We start from the raw sequence: 19,089 nt of genomic DNA, 5'->3' as shown, positions 1-19,089 counted from the left end.
TTCAGCCCGGATCAGCGGAGTCTAGGAACCGCGCCGTGAACGTGGTGTGAACGCGGCACCGGGCGCGACCGGCTTTTCGTTGTGAGGTTGCACCTGTGCCCGGTCGCATGACGGAGTGTGCCAGGCCGGACACGAAGGAGAAATGCCATCACCATGCCCGCGCAGCCGCCAAGCAGCACTGCTGTCATCGCCCGCCGGCTCGTCGTGCCGATCCTCGCGACGATGCTCACACCAAGATCGCCTACGTCCACGAGGCGACCTCCGGCCCCGACCGCGTCCAGGTGTGGACGATGAACCCGGACGGCAGCGGCAAGACCCAGCTCACCACAGGCGCCGACGTGTCCAAACGCGCGGTCTCGTGGTCACCGGACGGAGCCAGGATCGCCTACACCGACTTCGACGTCTTCCCGTTCGCACTCCATGTGATGAACGCCAACGGCTCGGGGCAGAGTGCGTTGATCCAGGACGCACGCCGTCCGCGCTGGTCGCCCGACGGCACCCGGCTCGCCTTCACCAGCGACGACGACGCCGTCAAGACCGCCGACGCCGACGACAGCGCCAACGACAGCGCCTCGGCCACCTGCACCGTCGTGTCGCTCGTCCTGGCCACCCGCCCCTGACGCTGCCGGAGGTCGCAGACAGGTCCCCGTACGCCCCCCTCAGCGGGCGAGTCCCCGCAAAGGCGAGGCCCAGGCCGCGACCGCGCCCGCCAGCAGGACGGCCGCCCCCACGATGACCCCGGCGCGTGCGTCGAGCGCCTGGGCCACCAGCCAGCCCGCGAACGCGCCGAACGGATAGCCGAGACCGAACGACAGCATGCGCCCGGTCGTGTTCACCCGGCTCTGCAGCGCGTCGGGGGTGACGCGCTGGCGCAGTGTGGTCGCCGAGACCGTGACCAGCGCGTAGACGGCGCCCCAGGCCACGAACAGGGCGAGCGTCAGCGGCAGTACGGCGCTCAGCGCGGTGGCGGTGCCGAGCAGTGCCGAGATCGGCAGCAGCCACAGCACCGTCCTGGCCTCGCCGTACCTGGCCGTGACCCTGGCGACCAGCAGTGATCCGCCGACGCCGCCCAGGCCCCAGAACGCGTACAGCAGTCCGATGCGCCAGTCCTGGCCGACGGTGAGGCCCAGGGTCTGGTCGGCCCAGGGCAGGAGCAGGCCGACGAACGCGCCGCCGGAGAACGCCTGCGCGGCGATGGCCAGGCTGCTGATGCGTACGACCCGGTCGGCCCACAGGAAGCGCAGCCCTTGCGCGATGTCGCGGCGAAGCGTGGTGCGGGCCGTACCGGCCGTGGACAGGGGGCGGCGGACCGTGCCGATGAGCAGGGCCGAGGCGAGGAAGGTCAGGGCGGTGAGGGCGACGATCGGCGCGGGTGCGAGGGCCACCAGCAGGGCGCCGGCGCTCGCCGGGACGAGCAGGTCGAGCAGCGTGGTCGAGCCGTACACCTTGCCGTTGGCCTCGGCGATGCGCTCGCGTCCCACCAGGGTCGGCAGGGCGCCGAGGTTGGCGGCGTCGAAGAACACGGACACCGCGTGCATCGCGAAGGCGACGCCCAGCACCTGCCAGGGACTCAGCACGCCGAGGACGTAGGCCACGGGGAGGGAGGCGACGAGCAGGGCGTTGACCAGACCCGCGCCGACCATCAGCCGCCTGCGGTCGACGCGATCGGCCAGCGCCCCGGCCCACAGCCCGAACAGCGGGGACGGCAGCGCCTCGGCCACCGTGACCTAGGTAGATCTTCGCGCAGCCACTCCCGCGGTTAGATCATTCTCGCGGTGACGACATGTGAAATTACGCATGGCGACCATAAGATCACTTTGAGTAATCAGTCGGTGCCGATCTCAGGAGATCAGATGACAACCGACCAGGACATGTTCACCCCCGCGAGCGCCTTGCCCACCCCGGCCAGGCTGATCCACCACCATGCCCACAACGACTACCTGCACCATCCGCTGGTCGACGCGCTCGCGCACGGCTACACCAGCATCGAGGTGGACGTCTGGCGCACGATCGAGGCCCCCGACCTGTTCCTCGTGGGCAACACCTGGGGAGACGTCAGCCCGCCCCGCAGGCTGCGGACCCTGGAGGCGCTGTATCTGGCGCCGCTCAGACGCCATCTGCTCGCCACCGGCAACGAGCCGTTCCCGCACTGCCCGGGCAACACCCTGCAACTCGTCATCGACATCAAGGCCGGACTCGGCGGCTGCAGCGACGAGGGCGACGAGATCGAACGCCGCAGGCTATACGACGCGCTGGAGGAGCTGTTCGCCTCCTACGACGACATCATCACCGCATACGACCGCGAGGGCGTCTCCCGGCAGCGGCCGGTCAGCGTCGTGCTGACGGGCGAGCGGCCCGCGCTCGACTACATCCTCGGCAAACGCCACCGGTACGCGGCGGGCGACGGGGTGATCAGCTTCCTGCGGGCGGACGACTCCGACTTCCAGCGCCCGGCCAGCCTCGTGCCCCTCATCAGCGGCAAGTACGATCTCAACTTCCGCTTCCAGACCGGCTTCGAACGCGACGAAGTGATCAAACTCGCCCGCATCTACGCCAAGGCCGAGGAGTCCGGCCAGCGGGTGCGTTTCTGGGGCGGGCCCGCCGACCGGCCGACCTGGAACCGCCTGCTGGCCCCGCTCGGCGACGTCCCGCTGCAGCGACGACTGCCGATCATTCTCAACGCCGACGACCTGGCCGGATTCCGCTCCTTCATCTACCCGGAGGAGGCCATGGCGGCCTGATCACGCACCCGCCTTCGGCGCGGCCCGCACCACCAGCCAGAACACACGGGCCGCGTCCAGGTTGGCGAGCACAGCGATCACGACGACCGCGGCCATCGGCGCCTGGACCACGGCCGCGAGCGAGCAGACCAGAATGCGCTCGGGCCTGCGCAGCACCCGGCGCGGCGCATCAGGACTGAGCATGTTGATGTACGGCACCAGCATCGCCGCCGCCCCCGCGCCGAAGCCCCACGCCCATTCGAACGCTCCTCCGCCCGACGCCACCACCAGGGCGGCGAGCACGGCCAGATCGGCGTACCTGTCGAGAATGGTGTCGATGAGCAGCCCGCGCCGCGACTCGCGGAGCCTGAGCCTGGCCATCTCGCCGTCGGCGCAGTCGAGTACGAAGCCGAGCTGGACCACCAGCCCGCCCGCGACCAGCGCCCACGGCTGCCCGGCGCCGATGAGCACCGCCCCGGCGAGCACCACCAGGAAGCTGAGCACGCTCACCTGGTCGGCGCTCACCCGGGTGCGCAACAGCAGCAGCGTGATCGGACGCGACATCGTGCGATCGAACCGGCGCAGCACGAACCCGTCGGACGGCTTGGGCCCATAGCGCTCCCACAGAGCACGTTCGGCCCGTTGCCTGCCGTGCACCCTGACCACGAATCCCCCGCCGGGCCCGCCCTCGCCAGGCAGCGGGGACCGGGCCAGCTCCCTGGCCGCCTCCTCGCTCAGGGCTCCTTCGGCCAGGACCAGCGCGCTTCCCGCCGCGGTGCGCACCGGGCCCGCACCCGAGGCAAGGGCGCGTACGGCGGCGGCGTCGAAGACCACGGGCTCGGTGACGATGAGCGTCTGCCCGCCGGGCGGACCGGCCGACGTGACCGTACGGCGGGCCCGTTCGGTGAGCGTCAGCCCGGCCAGCCGCCTGCCGTCGTCAGGGGCCAGGACGTGCACGTGCATGGCTTGCTCCTCACAGGCGTTCGGCGACGAGACGGACCAGGGGGCCGGAGGGGTCGTCGTGCGTCTCGGCCGTCTGCTCGACGAGCCTCGGCACCAGCGGCCAGGTGGCGAAGGCACGCAGGCGCGCGCGGGTGAAGAAGCGTTTGCGGTTCCCCGGCGAGAGCTCGAAGTAGTCCGCCTCGATCCGCGTGCCCGTGCCGTACTCGGGGTCGTCCACCGAGTTGACCAGGGCCACCAGGAGCCCGCCCCGGCGCAGCAGCCTGGCGGTCTCGGCGAACACCGCCCGCGTGGTGCGGGCGTCGAAGTAGTGCAGGCTCAGACGCGCGTAGACGAGGTCGAAACAGTGGCCGGGCAGTGGATAGGGCGGCTCCGCCAGCGAGTGCGCCACCCGCGCGACGCCTGCGGGAAGCCGGTCGAGCACGGCGGGTACGAAGTCGAGCGCCGTCACCTCCAACCCGGACGCGAGGAACAGCGCGCTGTCACGTCCAGGCCCGCACCCCAGGTCGAGAACACGCCCACCGGGTACGGCCAGCCGCACGGCCTGCGCGCCGAGCACGGTGGGCAGGGTGAGCCTGTCGTCGCCCGCCAGGCGCCGGTTCTTCGCCTGCCAGAAGGCGAGCGCGCCCGTCATGGCGTCGTGAGGTGGTGCAGCAGGCGGGAGAGGTCGTCGGCGGTGTTGGCCGGATGCAGGCTGACACGCAGCCACGGCTCGGCGGCGGCGACCCGGATGCCGCACTCGGCCAGCCGCGCCTTCACCCTGCGATGGTCGCCGCCGCCGGAATGCGACAGTCGCAGGATGCCGGTGTGCGCGCTCGGCGGATGAAGGACGCGCCACGGAGTGTCACCGAGCCGTTCGCACAGCGCGGTGGCCAGGCCGGCCAGGCGTCGTGCCAGCGGGTTGGGGCCCGCCGTGAGGTAGGCGGTGATCGAGGCCGAGAGGCCGGCCAGTCCGCGCAGGTCGGGCAGGCTCGCCTCCAGCCGCTGCGGTCCGGCGGCCGGGCGCGGTGGCCGCGTCCAGGTCCCTGAGCCGTCCTGGTCGAGGGTGGCCGATCGGGTGGACCACAGCAGGGGGGAGATGCGCTCCAGCGTGGCGGGCGCGGCCAGCAGGAAGGCCGTGCCTAGCGGGCTCAGCAGGGATTTGCGGCCCGCACCCAGATAGACGTCGGCGCCCAGCGCACGCAGGTCGACGGGGATGCGGCCGACCGCCTGGGCCCCGTCGACCACCACGAGGGCGTCGGAGCGCCGTCTGGCGATGCGTACGATCTCGGCGACCGGATGCACGACTCCGTCCAGGTGGGTGAGATGCGAAAGGCAGATCACGGCGGTCGAGCGGTCGATGAGTTCGGCCGCCTCGCCCAGGTCGAGGCCGGGCCGTGCGGGCAGCGTGCGCAGTTCGACGTCGGAACGCGCGGCCCAGGCGAGCACGGCGGCCTGGTGGTCGTTGCCCGCGACCAGGACCGAGCGGCCCGCGACTCCCCGCAGCCCCTGCGCGAGCATCGAGGCCGCCTCGGCCACGCTCCTGAGCAGGACGACCTGCCAGTGCGCCGCCGCCCCGCACAGCCGCGCGACCCGCGCACGCAACGCGCCCAGCTCGCCGGTGGCCTCGGTGAGGAAGTCGGGCGGGCACGGCGAACGTTCCTGCGCCCGGCTGAACTCGGCCATGGCCGCGCTCGCCGCGCCCGACAGCGGCGCGGTCGAGGCCCAGTCGAAGAATCCGGCGCACGGCCACGCGGGCGCGAAGCCGGTCATCCGCGTGTGCTCGTCAGCGCGTTCACGAGCTCCACCTGGGAGGGCAGGATGCGCTGGTCGTAGGTGCAGACGAACAGGTCCTCGCCGATCAGCACGACCGGGCTGTCCGCACTGCCGCCGACCTTGATCTTGCGCATGCCGGTGCCGTGCAGGCCTTCGCCGGGCACCCCGTGCTTGCCGGTCACACCGGCCAGCACCGGGTGGTCGACGTGGACGAGCGTCGGGCAGGCGTCGGGTCGCAGCCGCCAGCCGAGCAGATCGGACTTGGGCAGGAACCTCAGCAGCACCCGCTCGCGCAGGCTCCGGCCGCCGACGCTCGCCGACAACCGCCTGATGTAGAAGGCGAAGCACTGGGCGGAGCTGACCACGGCCTTGCGTACTCCTCTGCGCTGGCGCAGCCCGGCCCTGAAGGTGTAGGTGGCGTTGACCGCGGCCCTGCGCGTCCAGCTGCGGTCGTGCATCCGCCAGATCGTCCGCCTCCGGCCTCCCGAGGCGGCGCCGAGCCTGGCGGCGAACTCCGCCACGGCGGGCACGTCCGCGTAGCCGGAGGCCAGGTGCCCGGCCAGCACCCCCGCCTGGGGTTCGAGGGCGTGGGTGCGGATCTCGGCGGCGAGCGACGCCCAGTCGACCTCCCGGCCGCTTGCGGCGATGGCCACACAGTCGTTGGAGTCCTTGATCGAGACGTAGCCGTCCGACAGCGCGTGCGCGAGCATCACCAGCAGGGTGCCGGTCGGGTTCAGCGCGAAGACGCCTCCCAGGCCGTCGCCGCGCTCGTAGAAGTCCGTGAGCGGCGCTCTGATGTACTCGCCCTGGCTGATGGAGAAGGTGCCGAAGTGCAGGTCGACACGGGAGTACTCCTCGCCCACCCGCCTGACGAGGAAGACCTGGCCGTACTCCGGCCTGCCGCGCCGCCGTTCGGCCTTGACCCAGGGGCACTCCCCCGCGTCGAAGGTGTAGCCGCGCTCGCGCAGGATCTCCACCAGCAGGACGGTCTCCTCCCAGCCCGGTAGGAAGAGGTCGATGTCACGACTCCAGCGCACCTGCGGCCGGTCGTAGAAGCGCAGGTTGTTGAAGCCCTTGATGACCGCCGTCCTGCTGGACTCCACCAGCGGCACCTCACGCAGCCAGGCGAACTCGGTCCCCAGCAGGTCCCGGTGGCGTACCGACGCCTGGTGCTCGGTCCTGACGAGCTCGCCGAGCCGCGTGACGTGCGGCCTGCCCTCCAGCTTGCGCAGGGTCTCGGCGAAGTACGTCAGTCCCTTGTGCGTACGCAGCAGGGTGCGCAGGTCCTGCTCACGGCCGGACACGGCGGCGAGCGCCGTTTCGGCCTCCTCCAGGCGCCGGGTGGTCAGGGCGGTGCCGCAGAGCGGGTCGAGCAGGGAGACGTCCAGCATGTGATCACACGTCCTTTCCGCGTGGCTGGCCGATGATCGTGGATATGGCCTCGACCAGGTCCGGGAGCGGCTGCTCGCCGTCGATGTGGTGGCGTACCGGAACGCGGGCCAGCTGGTCGACGATCAGCTCGCGCAGCCTGCCCTGGAAACGCACGTAGTCGGAGACCGATCCCGAGGAGAAATGCTCGTAGACCGAAATCCGGCCATTCTTTCGCGCATACGAGGTCTGCGGCCGCACATCGAGAAAGATGACGCAGTCGGGCTGCGGGAGTTCGGCGCACAATGCCGAGAGACTGTGGTGCAGCACGCCGAACAGATGCTCCTTGGCCAGGAGTTTGTAGTAGTAGGAATCGAGCACGACATCCAGGCCGCCTTCGAGATGCGGCCGGACCAGATACTCATATTGTGCGACGAGGTGTCCGCCGATGAACATCGCCCTGGACAAGGGCATCAGGCCGTTCTTGATACGGGTGGGAGTCTCGGGCGCCAGGGCGCTGGGCAGCTCGTGTTCGCGCAGGTCACGCCAGTTCGTCGTGGCGATTCCGGCACTGCCCAGTCGTGCGAGAATGGAGGACTTACCACTTCCGTCAATTCCGGTCAGGACGATGAAGCGACCGGTGTGGCCATGATTACCCGATGCGCCGTTTCGCTGGTTCTTCATCGTGACCATTGACGCCCCCTTCTCGAAAGCGGGGCCGGTCGGGCACACGGCGCGATCATCTTGCTCATGGACACCCCTCGCCGGTTGTCTGGAGCAGGTTGTTCACTCGACTGTCATCGCGCGACCATTCCCAAGTAAGTATCCGGGTGGCCATTTCCGGCTACCCGGGGATGCCGTTCTCCATTCCCCTTTATTCCTACCTGGTTGATGATGGGCATTGTTCGACACGACGGTCGCGGCCATGGTCGTTCGGCGTTGCGGCCAGGTCCAACCGAGGCACAAGGCGGGGCGGAAATGATCAGGCCGATGTGGGCCTGGACGCATGTCCCCTGGGTGGGTGAGGTACGGGCCCGGTCCCGCGTACACAACCCGAGGAGGAGCCTCTGTGCGCCGCTTATCCAGGACGGGCCTGTCCCTCGTCCTTCTGCTCGCGACCCTGACGGCGCTCGGCGTCACACCCGCCGCCGCCGATCCCGGATGCCGCGAGGGCGACCCCCGTCCCATCTGCAATCCCGATCCGGATCCGGGCTCGCACGACCCCGAAGGCCTGCTGACCGCGGTCGCCCGCCAGCCCGGCGGCATCCAGGTCACCGGTACGGCGCACGACCCCAGCAGCCCGGCCAAGCAGGTCACGGTCGACATCACCGTCGACGGCGCCGCGGCGGGCACCGTGATCGCCAACCGGGACGGCTCGCAGAAACTCGACGGCGTGGTCCCGGCGCGTGCGGGCAGCCGGATCTGCGCCAAGGTACGCAACATCGGGCCGGGCAAGGACAAGAGCATCGGCTGCCTGACCAAGACCATCAAGGTCGACCCGTTCGGCGCCTGGGAGTCGACCACCCGCGAGGGCGACCGGATCCGCGTGAAGGGCTGGGTCGTCGACCCCGACACCGCGGCCCCCGTACAGATCGACGTCTACGACCGCAAGGGCTTCCTCGGCTCGATCATGGCCGACACCTCACGCCCCGACGTGGGAGCAGACCACCCCGGGTACGGCAACGCCCACGGTTTCGACGCGTCCCTGCAGAAGAACATGGCCGACGGCGATCACCACCTCTGCCTGGTCGTGATCAACACCGGCCAGGGCGCACACGGCGACTGGGGCTGTTACTCCTATACGTCCAGGCATCTGCCGTGGGGCGCGCTGGACAAGGTCGAGCGCACCGGCAAGGACCTGAAGGTCGTCGGCTGGGCCGTCGACGACGACGCCAAGACCTCCCCCGTCACGGTGGACGTCTACGCCGACGGCGCGCTCGTGCACACCGCCGTGGCCGACCAGCAGCGGGCGACCCAGCCGGAGTACGGCGACCGGCACGGCTTCGACCTCACCGTCCCGAACTCCGCCACCATCGAGACGGGCAGCCACACGGTCTGCGTCAAGGCCCGCAACCTGGCCGCGGGCGTGGGCGCCGACAGGCAGATCGGCTGCAAGGACTACACGGTCAAGCCGCCCGTCGAGGCCCCGAAGTTCACCAAGGTGGATGTCACCGACACCACACTGACCTTCCACTACGCGGGTGACGCCAACGCCGACAAGTGGACGTACTACTTCAAGAAGGCCGACGAGGAGTGGAGGTACACCGGCTGGGGACGCGCCGGCAGCCTCGATTCGTACTCCGGGTACGGCCCTCTTGAGCGGGACACCACCTACTGCCTGCGACTGGTCGCCGGCAACGACCGGCCGAGTGAGGCGCAGTCCGAGAAGTGCGAGACGACCTATCGGGAGTCGCTGCCGATGGCGACCGACGTGAAGGTGATCGGCCGATCGGACACCTCGCTGACCGTGTCGTGGACCGACAACGCCGAGGGCGAGGAGAACTACAGGCTCACCTACGCGCCGCCGACCACCAGGGCGACGGAGGTCATCCTGCCCGGGAGGCCGGGGACCGGCTCGATGACGTACACCATCCAGGGGCTGAAGCCCGTCACCGACTACTACGTCACGGTGGCTCCGAAGCACCCCAGGCACTACTACACCGTCGTGGCCGACACCCGTGGCACGACGACCGGCAAGCCGGAGATCTCCTCCTTCCACACCAACTGGGAGCAGATCGGCGTCTGCCAGCCGAAGGAGGTCACCGTCAGCTGGAAGGTACGCGGCGCGGTCAAGCTGGACATCCTGCGGGACGGCGTCAAGATCAACACCGTGACCCAGGAGACCGGCGACGAGTGGGAGGACACCCTGGAGGTCGGTACCAGCGAGGGTGACGACACCTACACCCTCGTCGCCCACAGCCCGAACGGCCAGACGTCCACCGCGTCCGACTACATCAGGCTGGGCTCCAACTACGGCCTGGTCAACAATGTCGTCTACACCAATGTCGGCGGGTACCGGCAGTTCGCCGTGCTCCACGACCGGTTCGGCAACCCGCTCCACCGCATCGGCGACATCGCATCCGGCCAGGTCTGGACCTATCAGCCGCCGCGCTGCCAGATCCACGACATCCGCATCTTCCGCGAGGTCCCCGTACCGCCGCCGACCCCGCGTCCCGGCGAGCCCACTCCCCCACCGCCTCCGCCGATCATTCAGGAGGTCTGGCGCACGAACTACATCGTCGGGCACGACCGGGGCAGCAGCATGCCGTACCAGAGCAGCTGAGCCCGGGGGCGGGGTCGGCACGACAGGTGAACGGCCACCTGCTGCCGGCCCCGGCCATGGGCTTCGCCGAGGATCACAAGACGTCCGGACCATCGGTCGCGATCCGCTTCGCCGGCCAGTGCGCAGGCGTCACACTGGTGTCCACGGCCATCGCCTGGAACCCCTTCGTCTTCGCACCCGAAGGACAGGCGATGGCCGTCTCCGGCCTTGCTTTCGCCAGTGCCGACCTGTTCGGCTTCAAGGCCCCGCCGGTGGCCGGCTCCGCGCAGATACCGACCAGCGATCCGGCCCCGTCACGTGGGTAGAAGTCCATCCTGCGACCTTGCGCCCGCCCGTCCTTGATCGTCATAGCCGCCGGACGACCCGGTTCGTACGCGTCGGGCAGCCGGGGTGGCAGGGGCAGCAGCACGCCCGCCGGCGTGTGCAGCCGCTCCCGCAGACGCAGGTCCGCTTGCCGGGTGGAACATCCCGCCAACCCCGCGTCATGTGAGGTCGGCGCACAGCAGTGTGGCCAGGGGGTTGGGGAGCAGGGTGATGGTCTTGATCATGGTCTGTCCCGGGTAGTCACCCGCTGTCACGGTGTAGGTGATGACGACCACGGCAACCCCGAGCGGCTTGACGTCCACCCGGACACGGAGGTGATCGTACTGGACCCGCCGTCGTTCCAGACGTACGTCGCCGTCGTTGCCAGGGAGCCGGTCGGGCAGGTGGCCGTGCCGCTTCCACCGCCGGTGAAGGTGGCGCTGTCACGGCTGGGCCTGCTCAGGCCGATACAGCTCGTCACGCTGCCGGAGATGGCATGGCGACGCTCCGGTTGTGCAGCGTGATGCCGGGCGTGTAGGTCTGGAGCTGGTTGCCCAGCAGGCGGTTGACACTGCTCGTGGCGCCGGCCGGGGCCACCATCAGACCGGCGACCAGCACCAGAACGCCCGACAGGATGCTCAGGATACGGCGAAGGCACATGATGCCCTCCTCTGTGCGTGTGCCGACCGGGCCTTGACGCCGGGCCGGGGTGAAGAGAGCGCCCAGGGGTGAAGGGGTGACCGCGTGGCGACGCGGTTGTTGTCCTGCCGCCCACCTCGGCTCCGCCGACGTCGGAGGTGACCGACGGACACATCACCCTGTGTGGTCACGTACTCCTGCGGGCCACCTCGAAGCGACAAGATCACCGCCCCCGGCATCGGTTCCCGCCCCCGGCGGGAGTCCACACCCCATCGCCGATCACCCGTCCACCTCGCGATCGGTCATCCAGTGGTCGTACAGCGTGTGGTCGGGGCGGAAGCCGGTGGCCACCAGTTCCCACATCATCTCGTCGCTGCCGCCTCCCAGCCTCGTCACCTTGACGTCTCGCCACAGGCGTTCCAGTGGGGTCTCGTCCTGGACGTAGCCTCGGCCGCCGAGGATGTGCAGGCATTCGCCCGTCACGTGTTCGCCGAGCCTGGTGATGGTCACCTTCAGGCCGGCGAGGTCGGCCAAGGGCACGGAGCCGCCTGCGGCCAGCTCGGCCACGGTCGCGTGCAGGCCACGGCGGGCGATGAGCAGCTGGGAGTGAAGGTCGGCGACCCGCAGCCTCAGCACCTGGTGCCTGTGGATCGGCGTGCCGAACTGGTGGCGGCGGCGCAGGTGGGTGATCGCCAGGCTCAGTGAGAGCTCCGCGATGCCGGTGACCAGGCCGGCCAGCGCCACCCGCTCGTAGATCAGGCCCAGCGACAGCGCCTTCAGTCCCTGCCCCGGCCGGACCAGGATCGCGTCATCGGGTACGAGCGCGTCGACGGCGAGACGGACGGTCTCCAGGCTGCGCATGCCGGTGGTCGGCAGCCGCCTGACGACGGTCAGGCCGGCCCGGGGCACCACCGCAACGGCCGGGCCCCGCTCGCCGCGGCACAACACCAAGGCGTAGTCGGCGGCAGCCCCTGGCGAGACGAACCACTTGACCCCCCGCACACGCCAGCTCTCGCCCTCCCTCGTCAGCTCGGTCGTGACGGCCGACAGGTCCGAACCCACGTACTGCTCGGACGTCGCCACGCAACAGACTCCCTCGCCCGCCATCGCCGTGGCCAGCACCTTGGCGCAGTACTCGGTACGGCTGAAGCGCCGCAACAGCCCCAGAGCCGCCTCCAGGTGCAGGCCGATCCCGACTCCGACGCCGCCTAGCCCGGCTCGTCCCATCTCCTCGGCCAGGATGACCGACCGCCCCAGGTCGCCGTGCCCGCCCCCCTGCCAGCGCTCCTCGAACAGTCCGGCGGCGCCGAAGGCCGCGACCGCCGCCCTCGGGAACCGCCTCTGCCGCTCGGCGTCGGGGATCAGCGGCGCCACCTCCTGGTCGATGAAGGACCTGACGCGTTCCCTGAACCGCGTGGTGGCAGGACTCGCCCGCCCGAGCGCCAGCTGGGGACCGAGGTCGTCACCGTCGTGCGGCATGGTCGTCAGGCTCCCGTCACCGGCGCCGTCTCGACGGTGGCCAGCAGCTCGGCGAGCGTCAGCTCGGGCGGAGTCTCCCGCTCCTCAAGCTGTAGGCCCCAGTCGTCCTGCAAGGTCATCATCAGCTCCACGATGGCCAGCGAGTCCAGGTCCAGATCGGCGAGGGTGGCCTCGGGCCGGATGAGGGCGGGATCCACCTCGAACTTCTCCGCGAGGCGCTGCGACAGGTGTTGGTATCGGGAGGTCATCGTGTCTCCTTGCCGTCGGGGATGAGCGGGGAGCGGGCCCGCGGGCGGGCCTCGGGGAAGCTCAGGGTGTGCGCGCCCCAGGCCAGGCCGCCGCCGAAGCCGGTGATGAGGGTCCGTGCGCCGGGTTCGACGAGCCGGCGAGAGGCGGCGTCGGCCATGGCGAGAGGAATGGAGGCGGCGGCGGTGTTGCCCACCTCGCGCAGGTTCCCGTGCCTTCTGGAGCGCGCGATGCGCAACCGGTCGGCGACGGCGTCGAGAATACGCTGGTTGGCCTGGTGACCGATGAACGCCTCGACGTCGTGAGGGGCCCAGCCCGTCCGCTCCAGCGCACAGAGCGCGGAGGCGGTCATCCGCCTCACGGCCTGGGTGTACACGACGGCGCCGCGCATGCGGAGGTAGTACTTGCCGGGGTCGGCGTCGGAGGGCAGCCGGGAGCCGCCCGCCGGGACGACGATGGCGTCGGCATAGGCGCCGTCACTGCCCAGGTCCTGCGCCAGCAGCGCGCCGGGTTCGTCGGGGGCGCCCGCCCTGACGAGTACGGCCGCGGCGCCGTCGCCGAACAGGATCGCGGTGTTGCGGTCGTGCGGATCGACCAGCGTGGTGGTGTAGGTCTCGGCGCCGATGACCAGAGGTCGGGCATGACTTCCGGCCGTGATGAGTGCTCGGGCGAACGCGAGCGCGTAGACGAAGCCGGCGCAGGCCGCCGACAGGTCCAGGGCGGGCACGCCGTGGAGCCCGAGACGATGGGCGACCTCGGGTGCGGTCGCGGGGCAATGGTGGTCGGGGGTGGTGGTGGCCAGCAGCACGATGTCCGGCCTGATCGGGGCGCCGGCGAGATCGGAGGCCGAGTCGAGGGCAGCCAGTCCGGCCGCACGTGCCAGGTCTCCGGTACTGGTGCCCGCATCGGCCATGCGCCGGCTGGCGATCCCCGTCCGCTCGACGATCCAGCGGTCGTCGGAGTCGAGGGCGTTGTCGGCGATGAGCCGGTGATTGGGTACGGCACGCGTCGGAAGGCTCGTGCCCAGGCCACACACGACCGCGGCGGGTGCGTGCATGAGGACTCCTTCGGGCTAGGCGGGTCAGGGCAGAGCCGGTGCCGCCGGCCAGACGAGCGTGGCGGCCGCCCACGTCAGCCCACCGCCGAACGCGACGAGCAGCACCCGGTCGCCGGGCTTGATCCGTCCTTCGGCCGCGTCCTGCGCCAGCAGGATCGGGATGGAGGCGGCCGAGGTGTTGCCCACGTGCTGGATGTTGGCGGCCATTCGCTCGGGTGCGATGCCGAGGGTGCGGCCGACCGCGGTGAGGATGTGGGCGTTCGCCTGATGGGCGACCACCCTGTCGACGTCGGCGAGCCGCCACCCCGCGGACCGGACCGCTTGGCGGGCGGCGCTCGCCATGTGCCGGACGGCGTTCCAGAACACCTGTGTGCCCGACAGTCTGAGATGACGATCGTCGTCAGGCCGCCGTGAGCCGCCGCCCGGCACTTCGATCAGGTCGCTCAGCAGGCCGTCACTGCCCATGACGACCGTTCCGATCGCGCCCTGCTCCTGCGCCTGTCCCGCGCGCAGCAGCACCGCCCCCGCGCCGTCGGCGAAGATCGCCAGGGTGCCCTTGTCCCGGGAGTCGAGGATCGAGGTGAGCGTCTCCGCGCCGATGACCAGGGCTCGCCTCGCCGTACCCGTGGTGATGAGAGAGGCGGCCACGGCCAGCCCGTACAGGAATCCGGAGCAGGCGGCGCCGACGTCGAAGGCGGCCACACCCGACTGGCCCAGCCGCGCGGCGACCTCGGGTGCGGTGGCGGGGCAGATGCGATCCGGCGTCGTCGTGCCGACGATCACCAGGTCGACGCGGTCGACGCCGGCCGACTCCATCGCCCTGCGGCCGGCTTCGACGGCGAGGTCGGCCGTCGCCATGCCGGGCGGCACCACGTGCCTGCTGGCGACACCGCTGCGGCTTCGCAGCCATTGGGCTTCGCAGCCGACCCGTTCGGCGAGGTCGTCGTTGGTGACGACGACCGGAGGCAGCCAGTGGCCGACTCCGGCGAGCACGGCTGCGGGATGTGTCGCGGATTCGTCAGGCGGTCGTGCCTCGTGCTCGTCCATCGTCCTCTCCCAGCGCGGGCCGGCGGTAGTACCAGTAGTGGGAGGCCGAGGCCCGCCGACCGCGGCGCAACGGGTCGCGTATCAGCCGCGCCAGCAGGCCCAGCGGCGTGAGCAGCAGGAAGTAGGCCAGGAACAGCAGCGCGTTCCGTGCGAGGACGACCGGGCGCCACCGGCCGGGCCGTTCAGTCCAAAGGAATGTCCGCACGCCAGTCCCCTCTCTCCTGCCAGGCAGGCTGTTCGCTCTTGCGCAAGAGGAACCCGCCGAGCGCGAGCAGGTCGATGTCCGTACGCATGAAGCACACGTAGGCGTCCTGCGGTGAGCACACGATCGGTTCGCCGCGCACGTTGAAGGAGGTGTTCACCAGAACCGGACAGCCTGTTCTGTCGCGGAAGGCGGTGAGCAGGCGATGAAAGCCGGGATCGGTGCCCTTGGCCACCGTCTGCACGCGTGCCGACAGGTCGACGTGGGTGACCGCGGGAATGCTGGAGCGCACGATCCGGAGCAGGTCCAGACCCGTTGCGCCCGCCGCCTCGTCCACCCGCACCCGCTGCGCCGCTGCGACATCGGCGACCAGCAGCATGTACGGGCTGTCGTGCCCCAGGTCGAAGTAGTCCTTGGCCGCTTCCGCGAGGACGACCGGGGCGAAGGGCCGGAACGACTCCCGAAATTTGATCTTGAGGTTCATCGTGCTCTGCATGTCCGGATCGCGCGGGTCGCCAAGAATCGAGCGAGCGCCCAGCGCCCGCGGACCGAACTCCATCCGCCCCTGGAACCAGCCGACGACCTTCCCCTCGGCGAGCGCCGCCGTGACCTGCTCGACGAGCGCGTCCTGGTCGAGACGGACGTACGACGCGCCCGCGCGGTCCAGGTAGGCGCCGATGTCGACGTCGCTGTAGGCAGGCCCGAGCAGGGCGCCGGACATCAGGTCCCGGCCCGTACCGGGATGCGTCCGGCTCGCCCCCCGGTCCACGGCGAGCGCCAGGGCCGCGCCCAGTGCGCCACCCGCGTCACCGGCGGCCGGCTGCACCCAGATGTCGTCGACGACTCCGGACCTGGCGATCAACCCGTTGGCCACACAGTTGAGCGCCACCCCGCCCGCCAGGCACAACCGCTTCTCCCCCGTGTAGTCCAGACTGGTCCTGGCCAGGGTGAGGAGCGTCTGTTCGACGACCTCCTGGACGGAGGCGGCGAGGTCGAACTCCCTTTGGGTGAGAGGCCCCTCCTGCGTCCTGCGCGGCCCGCCGAACAGCGACTCGAACGCCTTGCCGGTCATCACCCTGCCGCGCAGGTACTCGAAGTTACGCAGGTTCAACCGGAAGGACCCGTCCGCTTTGACGTCGATCAACTTCTCCCGGATGAGATCGGCATAGCGGGCGGTGCCGTACGGGGCCAGCCCCATGAGCTTGTACTCGCCCGAGTCGACCTTGAAGCCGCAGAAGTAGGTGAAGGCCGAGTAGAGCAGCCCCAGCGAGTGCGGGAAGCGGATCTCGGCGACCTTGCGCAGGGTGGTCCGCCTGCCGTGCCAGATCGTGGTGGTGGCCCAGTCGCCGACACCGTCGACGCACAGGACGGCCGCCGACTCGAACGGGCTGGGCAGAAAGGCCGAGGCAGCGTGCGACTCGTGATGCTGACGGCACTCGACGTGCGGCACCGGCCCGCACCGCAGGTCGGCCAGCCGTTCGCGCACGGTCCGCGCCGCCCGCAGCTTCCACGACAGCCAGCTCGGCGCCGTGTCCCGAAACAGCCGGTAACCGCCGGGCGCGGTAGCGAGATAGGTGGCCATCACCCGGCGGAACTTCAGCACCGGATCCTCGTAGTAGGCGACGGCCGAGACATCGCCGAGCTCGGCGCCCACCTCGTTCAGACAGTAGCGGACGGCCTGCGCGGGAAAGGCGGGGTCGTGCCTGCGCCGGCTGAAGCGCTCCTCCTGCGCCGCGGCGACCGGCAGTCCGTCGACCACCAGCGCGGCGGCGCTGTCATGGTAGAAGGCCGAGATGCCCAGCACCAGATCCGTCATGCTCTCACCGCGTCGGTACGGCGGGCGGGCTCGTGGGCGGCCGTCGGAGCGGGCGGGCTCGCCCGGCGCGCTCGCCTCGCGGCCCTGCGGGCCAGGAACCCGTTCGGCGGGTCGAGCGAGCCGAAGCCCGCCCTGATCCGCTCCCAGACCGCGGCCTGCGCGTCGGCGCTGTGGGACAGCAGGATCGAGGCCATGTAGGCGTCGACGGCGTCGGCCGCCCACGCGGCGTGACCGGTGGCCACATTGTCGATGGTGTTGTGAATGTCGACGAACCTCGTGCTGAAGCCGTGCGCCTCAAGGGCGAGGTGGGCCCGCCGGTAGCTGCCGCCCACGCCGGACAGTTCCATCGCCAGGTTGAGGCCGAGGATCTCCGGCATGAAGGTACGCGGATAGCGGCCGATGCTCAGCCAGTACACGGGCAGGGCGAAGGAGAGCTCCTCGAAGCGCGGCCAGTGCGCGAACTCCACCGAGGCGGTCGGGGGCGGTTCCACGCCCATCTCCCGCAGCACCTGACGGTAGATCAGCGCATGGTTCAGGCTCGGTCGGCCGTTGCCGAGCTCATCCCAGTACGTGGTGAAAAGAAAGTGGCCGTGCTCGGAGGAGGCGAGCTCGTAGTCGGCGAACCCCTGCAGCCACGCGCCGTCGATCAGCGTCAGCGGTGCGAGTTGCACCGTGGACTCGATCAGCGCCTTCCTGGAGGGAAGCGGCGCCTCGGCAGTGCGCAGGAAGTCGTGGTCGTGCTGATCGTGCTGGTCCAGCAGCCAGGGGCGCAGTCCCTCCTGCGTCCAGCGTTTCGGGAGCCTCCCCGGCCTGTGATCCATGCCGTAGCGGGATCTGGCCAGCCAGACCCGGACGTAGCTGTGCGCGTAGTGCCGCAGGAAGGGAGTGTCCCGACGGTGCTGCAGCCGGTGATAGGCCGTTCTGAGGTCGCCCGGCGCAGGCGTGCTGTCGGTGCTCGGCCGCGACCGTACCAGGGGCTGCGGCAGGTCGGAGGCCGGCGCACGCGGCGGGAGGGACGGGCGGGCGGCGGCCGTGTCCGCGGGCAGCGTGTCTATCCACCGGCGAATCACCCGCAGGTCCTCCGGCGCGAAGACCCGGAACATCGGCCCTCGTTGCAGCACCAGCGCGTTGACGAGTCTGCTGGCCTCCGCGCGGCCGGGACGTACCAGGTCACTCCCGGCCAGTACCTGCAGGAAGCCGCTCGGGTCGTCTCGGCATTCGCGCAACCAGTCCGACACCGGGCGCCCGGCCAGGGCGACGCCGTGGTGGTAGACGGAGCCCTCTCTGGCCCGTGCGCGCAACAACTCGGCCATGCAGTACGCGGGATCCTGGGCTGCCCGGAGCTGGTCGTGCAGGCCGTCGCTCCAGCGCCGCAAGGCTCCCCAGGCCCAGCCGAAACCCAGCGCGACCCGCTCCGCCCGCCCGGGATCCGCGCCCTTCGCCTCAAGGTAGGCGTGAACCGCCGCCCAGCTCTGGTCGAGCCCGGCGTCGGCCACCGGCGTGTTCACCGTCAGGACGAGCGGAGGCAGCGCGCCCACCGCGCGCAGGCACAGGTCGGCGCCGAGGATCTCCGCCCGGAACTCGCCGGGCAGCCTGCTCATGGCCAGCAGAAGGGCGGGAAGGTAGAAGTCGCGATCGGCGATGCGCAGGTCCAGCGCGAGGCGGGCGGCGGGCACCGCGTACTCGGCCAGGTGCGCGTCACGCAGGAAGGCCACATAGGCGCTGCCACGAGAGGCCCGAGGATGCCCGGCGCCGACGTCGTCGGCATAGAGCGCGAGAATGCGCAACGTCACCGCGTCGTCGGCGTTCGCGGGGCAGCTCATCCACTGCAACCAGGCGCCGGAGTGCACGGCCAGCGGCGCGCACGCCAGCGCGGCTCGGCGCGCCAGCAGGTCGGCCTCTTCGCTCCGCAGCAGCCGGTATCGCCGCCTCTCCTCCTCCGCCCACCTCGCGACGAGGTCGCACAACCCGGAGAGGTCCTGCTCAGCCGCCCTCAGTCCGCGCAGCTCGGCACGGATGTCGTCGGCCGCGCCGTCGCCCAGGACGTCCTCCTCCGGGTCGGCCGCCCGGCTGAACAACAAGCGGCAGGCGGACCCGTCGGCCGTCGGCGCTGCGGCATGAACCTGCACAGTTTCACGTCCTTCGGTACGACGTCCGCAGGAGCGGTCGCGACATGGTCAGAACATGGGATAAATCGAGTCGTCGTTCTTCTGA

19 protein-coding genes are annotated in these 19,089 nt (G+C 70.5%); 4 read left to right on the top strand and 15 right to left on the bottom strand.

What is annotated here, in order from left to right:
• Window positions 1-107: 107 nt before the first annotated feature.
• On the top strand, window positions 108-620 hold the full coding sequence (locus tag ACTWNK_RS16475; RefSeq protein WP_474304848.1) for a TolB family protein: 513 nt from the start codon (window positions 108-110) through the stop codon (window positions 618-620).
• 39 nt (window positions 621-659) lie between these two features.
• Here the strand turns inward: ACTWNK_RS16475 and ACTWNK_RS16470 are convergent, their stop codons facing one another.
• The gene (locus tag ACTWNK_RS16470) at window positions 660-1,721 is read right to left on the bottom strand and encodes an MFS transporter (protein ID WP_474304847.1); all 1,062 of its coding nucleotides are present in this window, start codon (window positions 1,719-1,721) and stop codon (window positions 660-662) included.
• Window positions 1,722-1,853: 132 nt separating this feature from the next.
• Here ACTWNK_RS16470 and ACTWNK_RS16465 point away from each other — a divergent pair, with 132 nt between their 5' ends.
• Window positions 1,854-2,741 (top strand): PI-PLC domain-containing protein, encoded by an 888-nt coding sequence (locus ACTWNK_RS16465; protein WP_474304846.1) that lies wholly within the window; start codon window positions 1,854-1,856, stop codon window positions 2,739-2,741.
• Here the strand turns inward: ACTWNK_RS16465 and ACTWNK_RS16460 are convergent, their stop codons facing one another.
• Genes ACTWNK_RS16460 through ACTWNK_RS16440 form a run of 5 tightly spaced genes read right to left on the bottom strand, consistent with a single transcriptional unit; the run spans window position 2,742 to window position 7,496 of the window.
• Complete coding sequence (locus tag ACTWNK_RS16460; RefSeq protein ID WP_474304845.1) at window positions 2,742-3,683, bottom strand: CDP-alcohol phosphatidyltransferase family protein; 942 nt, start codon at window positions 3,681-3,683, stop codon at window positions 2,742-2,744.
• Window positions 3,684-3,693: 10 nt separating this feature from the next.
• Window positions 3,694-4,314 (bottom strand): class I SAM-dependent methyltransferase, encoded by a 621-nt coding sequence (locus tag ACTWNK_RS16455; RefSeq protein ID WP_474304844.1) that lies wholly within the window; start codon window positions 4,312-4,314, stop codon window positions 3,694-3,696.
• Window positions 4,311-5,432 carry an aminotransferase class V-fold PLP-dependent enzyme gene (locus ACTWNK_RS16450; protein WP_474304843.1) on the bottom strand — a complete coding sequence of 374 codons (1,122 nt, stop codon included), beginning with the start codon at window positions 5,430-5,432 and terminating at the stop codon, window positions 4,311-4,313. The genes ACTWNK_RS16455 and ACTWNK_RS16450 overlap by 4 nt, the downstream gene beginning before the upstream one ends.
• Window positions 5,429-6,826: a nucleotidyltransferase family protein gene (locus ACTWNK_RS16445; RefSeq protein ID WP_474304842.1), complete on the bottom strand. Its 1,398-nt coding sequence runs from the start codon at window positions 6,824-6,826 to the stop codon at window positions 5,429-5,431. Before ACTWNK_RS16445 ends, ACTWNK_RS16450 begins: the two co-directional genes overlap by 4 nt.
• 4 nt (window positions 6,827-6,830) lie before the next feature.
• Window positions 6,831-7,496 (bottom strand): dTMP kinase, encoded by a 666-nt coding sequence (locus ACTWNK_RS16440; RefSeq protein WP_474304841.1) that lies wholly within the window; start codon window positions 7,494-7,496, stop codon window positions 6,831-6,833.
• Between the two features lie 376 nt (window positions 7,497-7,872).
• Between ACTWNK_RS16440 and ACTWNK_RS16435 the strand changes: the two genes are divergently transcribed.
• Both ACTWNK_RS16435 and ACTWNK_RS16430 read left to right on the top strand, forming a co-directional pair.
• Window positions 7,873-10,086: a fibronectin type III domain-containing protein gene (locus ACTWNK_RS16435; protein WP_474304840.1), complete on the top strand. Its 2,214-nt coding sequence runs from the start codon at window positions 7,873-7,875 to the stop codon at window positions 10,084-10,086.
• Window positions 10,087-10,112: 26 nt separating this feature from the next.
• The gene (locus ACTWNK_RS16430; protein WP_474304839.1) at window positions 10,113-10,391 is read left to right on the top strand and encodes a hypothetical protein; all 279 of its coding nucleotides are present in this window, start codon (window positions 10,113-10,115) and stop codon (window positions 10,389-10,391) included.
• Window positions 10,392-10,568: 177 nt separating this feature from the next.
• On the opposite strand, the gene ACTWNK_RS16425 is transcribed toward ACTWNK_RS16430, so the two are convergent.
• The 9 genes from ACTWNK_RS16425 to ACTWNK_RS16385 form a co-directional block, all read right to left on the bottom strand.
• Window positions 10,569-10,712, bottom strand: coding sequence for a hypothetical protein (locus tag ACTWNK_RS16425; RefSeq protein ID WP_474304838.1), 144 nt, complete (start codon window positions 10,710-10,712; stop codon window positions 10,569-10,571).
• Between the two features lie 154 nt (window positions 10,713-10,866).
• On the bottom strand, window positions 10,867-11,049 hold the full coding sequence (locus ACTWNK_RS16420) for a hypothetical protein (RefSeq protein WP_474304837.1): 183 nt from the start codon (window positions 11,047-11,049) through the stop codon (window positions 10,867-10,869).
• Window positions 11,050-11,307: 258 nt separating this feature from the next.
• Window positions 11,308-12,507 (bottom strand): acyl-CoA dehydrogenase family protein, encoded by a 1,200-nt coding sequence (locus ACTWNK_RS16415; protein ID WP_474304836.1) that lies wholly within the window; start codon window positions 12,505-12,507, stop codon window positions 11,308-11,310.
• 5 nt (window positions 12,508-12,512) lie between these two features.
• A complete protein-coding gene (locus ACTWNK_RS16410; RefSeq protein ID WP_474304835.1) occupies window positions 12,513-12,755 on the bottom strand; it encodes an acyl carrier protein in 243 nt (80 codons plus the stop codon).
• Window positions 12,752-13,810, bottom strand: a complete 1,059-nt coding sequence (locus ACTWNK_RS16405; RefSeq protein WP_474304834.1) for a beta-ketoacyl-ACP synthase 3 — start codon at window positions 13,808-13,810, stop codon at window positions 12,752-12,754. Before ACTWNK_RS16405 ends, ACTWNK_RS16410 begins: the two co-directional genes overlap by 4 nt.
• Before the next feature lie 24 nt (window positions 13,811-13,834).
• Window positions 13,835-14,857, bottom strand: coding sequence for a beta-ketoacyl-ACP synthase III (locus tag ACTWNK_RS16400; protein ID WP_474304833.1), 1,023 nt, complete (start codon window positions 14,855-14,857; stop codon window positions 13,835-13,837).
• The gene (locus ACTWNK_RS16395) at window positions 14,829-15,062 is read right to left on the bottom strand and encodes a hypothetical protein (protein ID WP_474304832.1); all 234 of its coding nucleotides are present in this window, start codon (window positions 15,060-15,062) and stop codon (window positions 14,829-14,831) included. The genes ACTWNK_RS16400 and ACTWNK_RS16395 overlap by 29 nt, the downstream gene beginning before the upstream one ends.
• A complete protein-coding gene (locus tag ACTWNK_RS16390; protein ID WP_474304831.1) occupies window positions 15,040-16,875 on the bottom strand; it encodes a carbamoyltransferase family protein in 1,836 nt (611 codons plus the stop codon). Before ACTWNK_RS16390 ends, ACTWNK_RS16395 begins: the two co-directional genes overlap by 23 nt.
• Window positions 16,872-19,004 (bottom strand): iron-containing redox enzyme family protein, encoded by a 2,133-nt coding sequence (locus tag ACTWNK_RS16385; RefSeq protein ID WP_474304830.1) that lies wholly within the window; start codon window positions 19,002-19,004, stop codon window positions 16,872-16,874. Before ACTWNK_RS16385 ends, ACTWNK_RS16390 begins: the two co-directional genes overlap by 4 nt.
• Window positions 19,005-19,089: the final 85 nt, after the last annotated feature.

The sequence above is a fragment of the Nonomuraea sp. IBHARD001 genome, from assembly GCF_056106265.1.
Note: the sequence above shows the minus strand (reverse complement) of the source record. Positions and strands in the feature narration are given on the sequence as shown.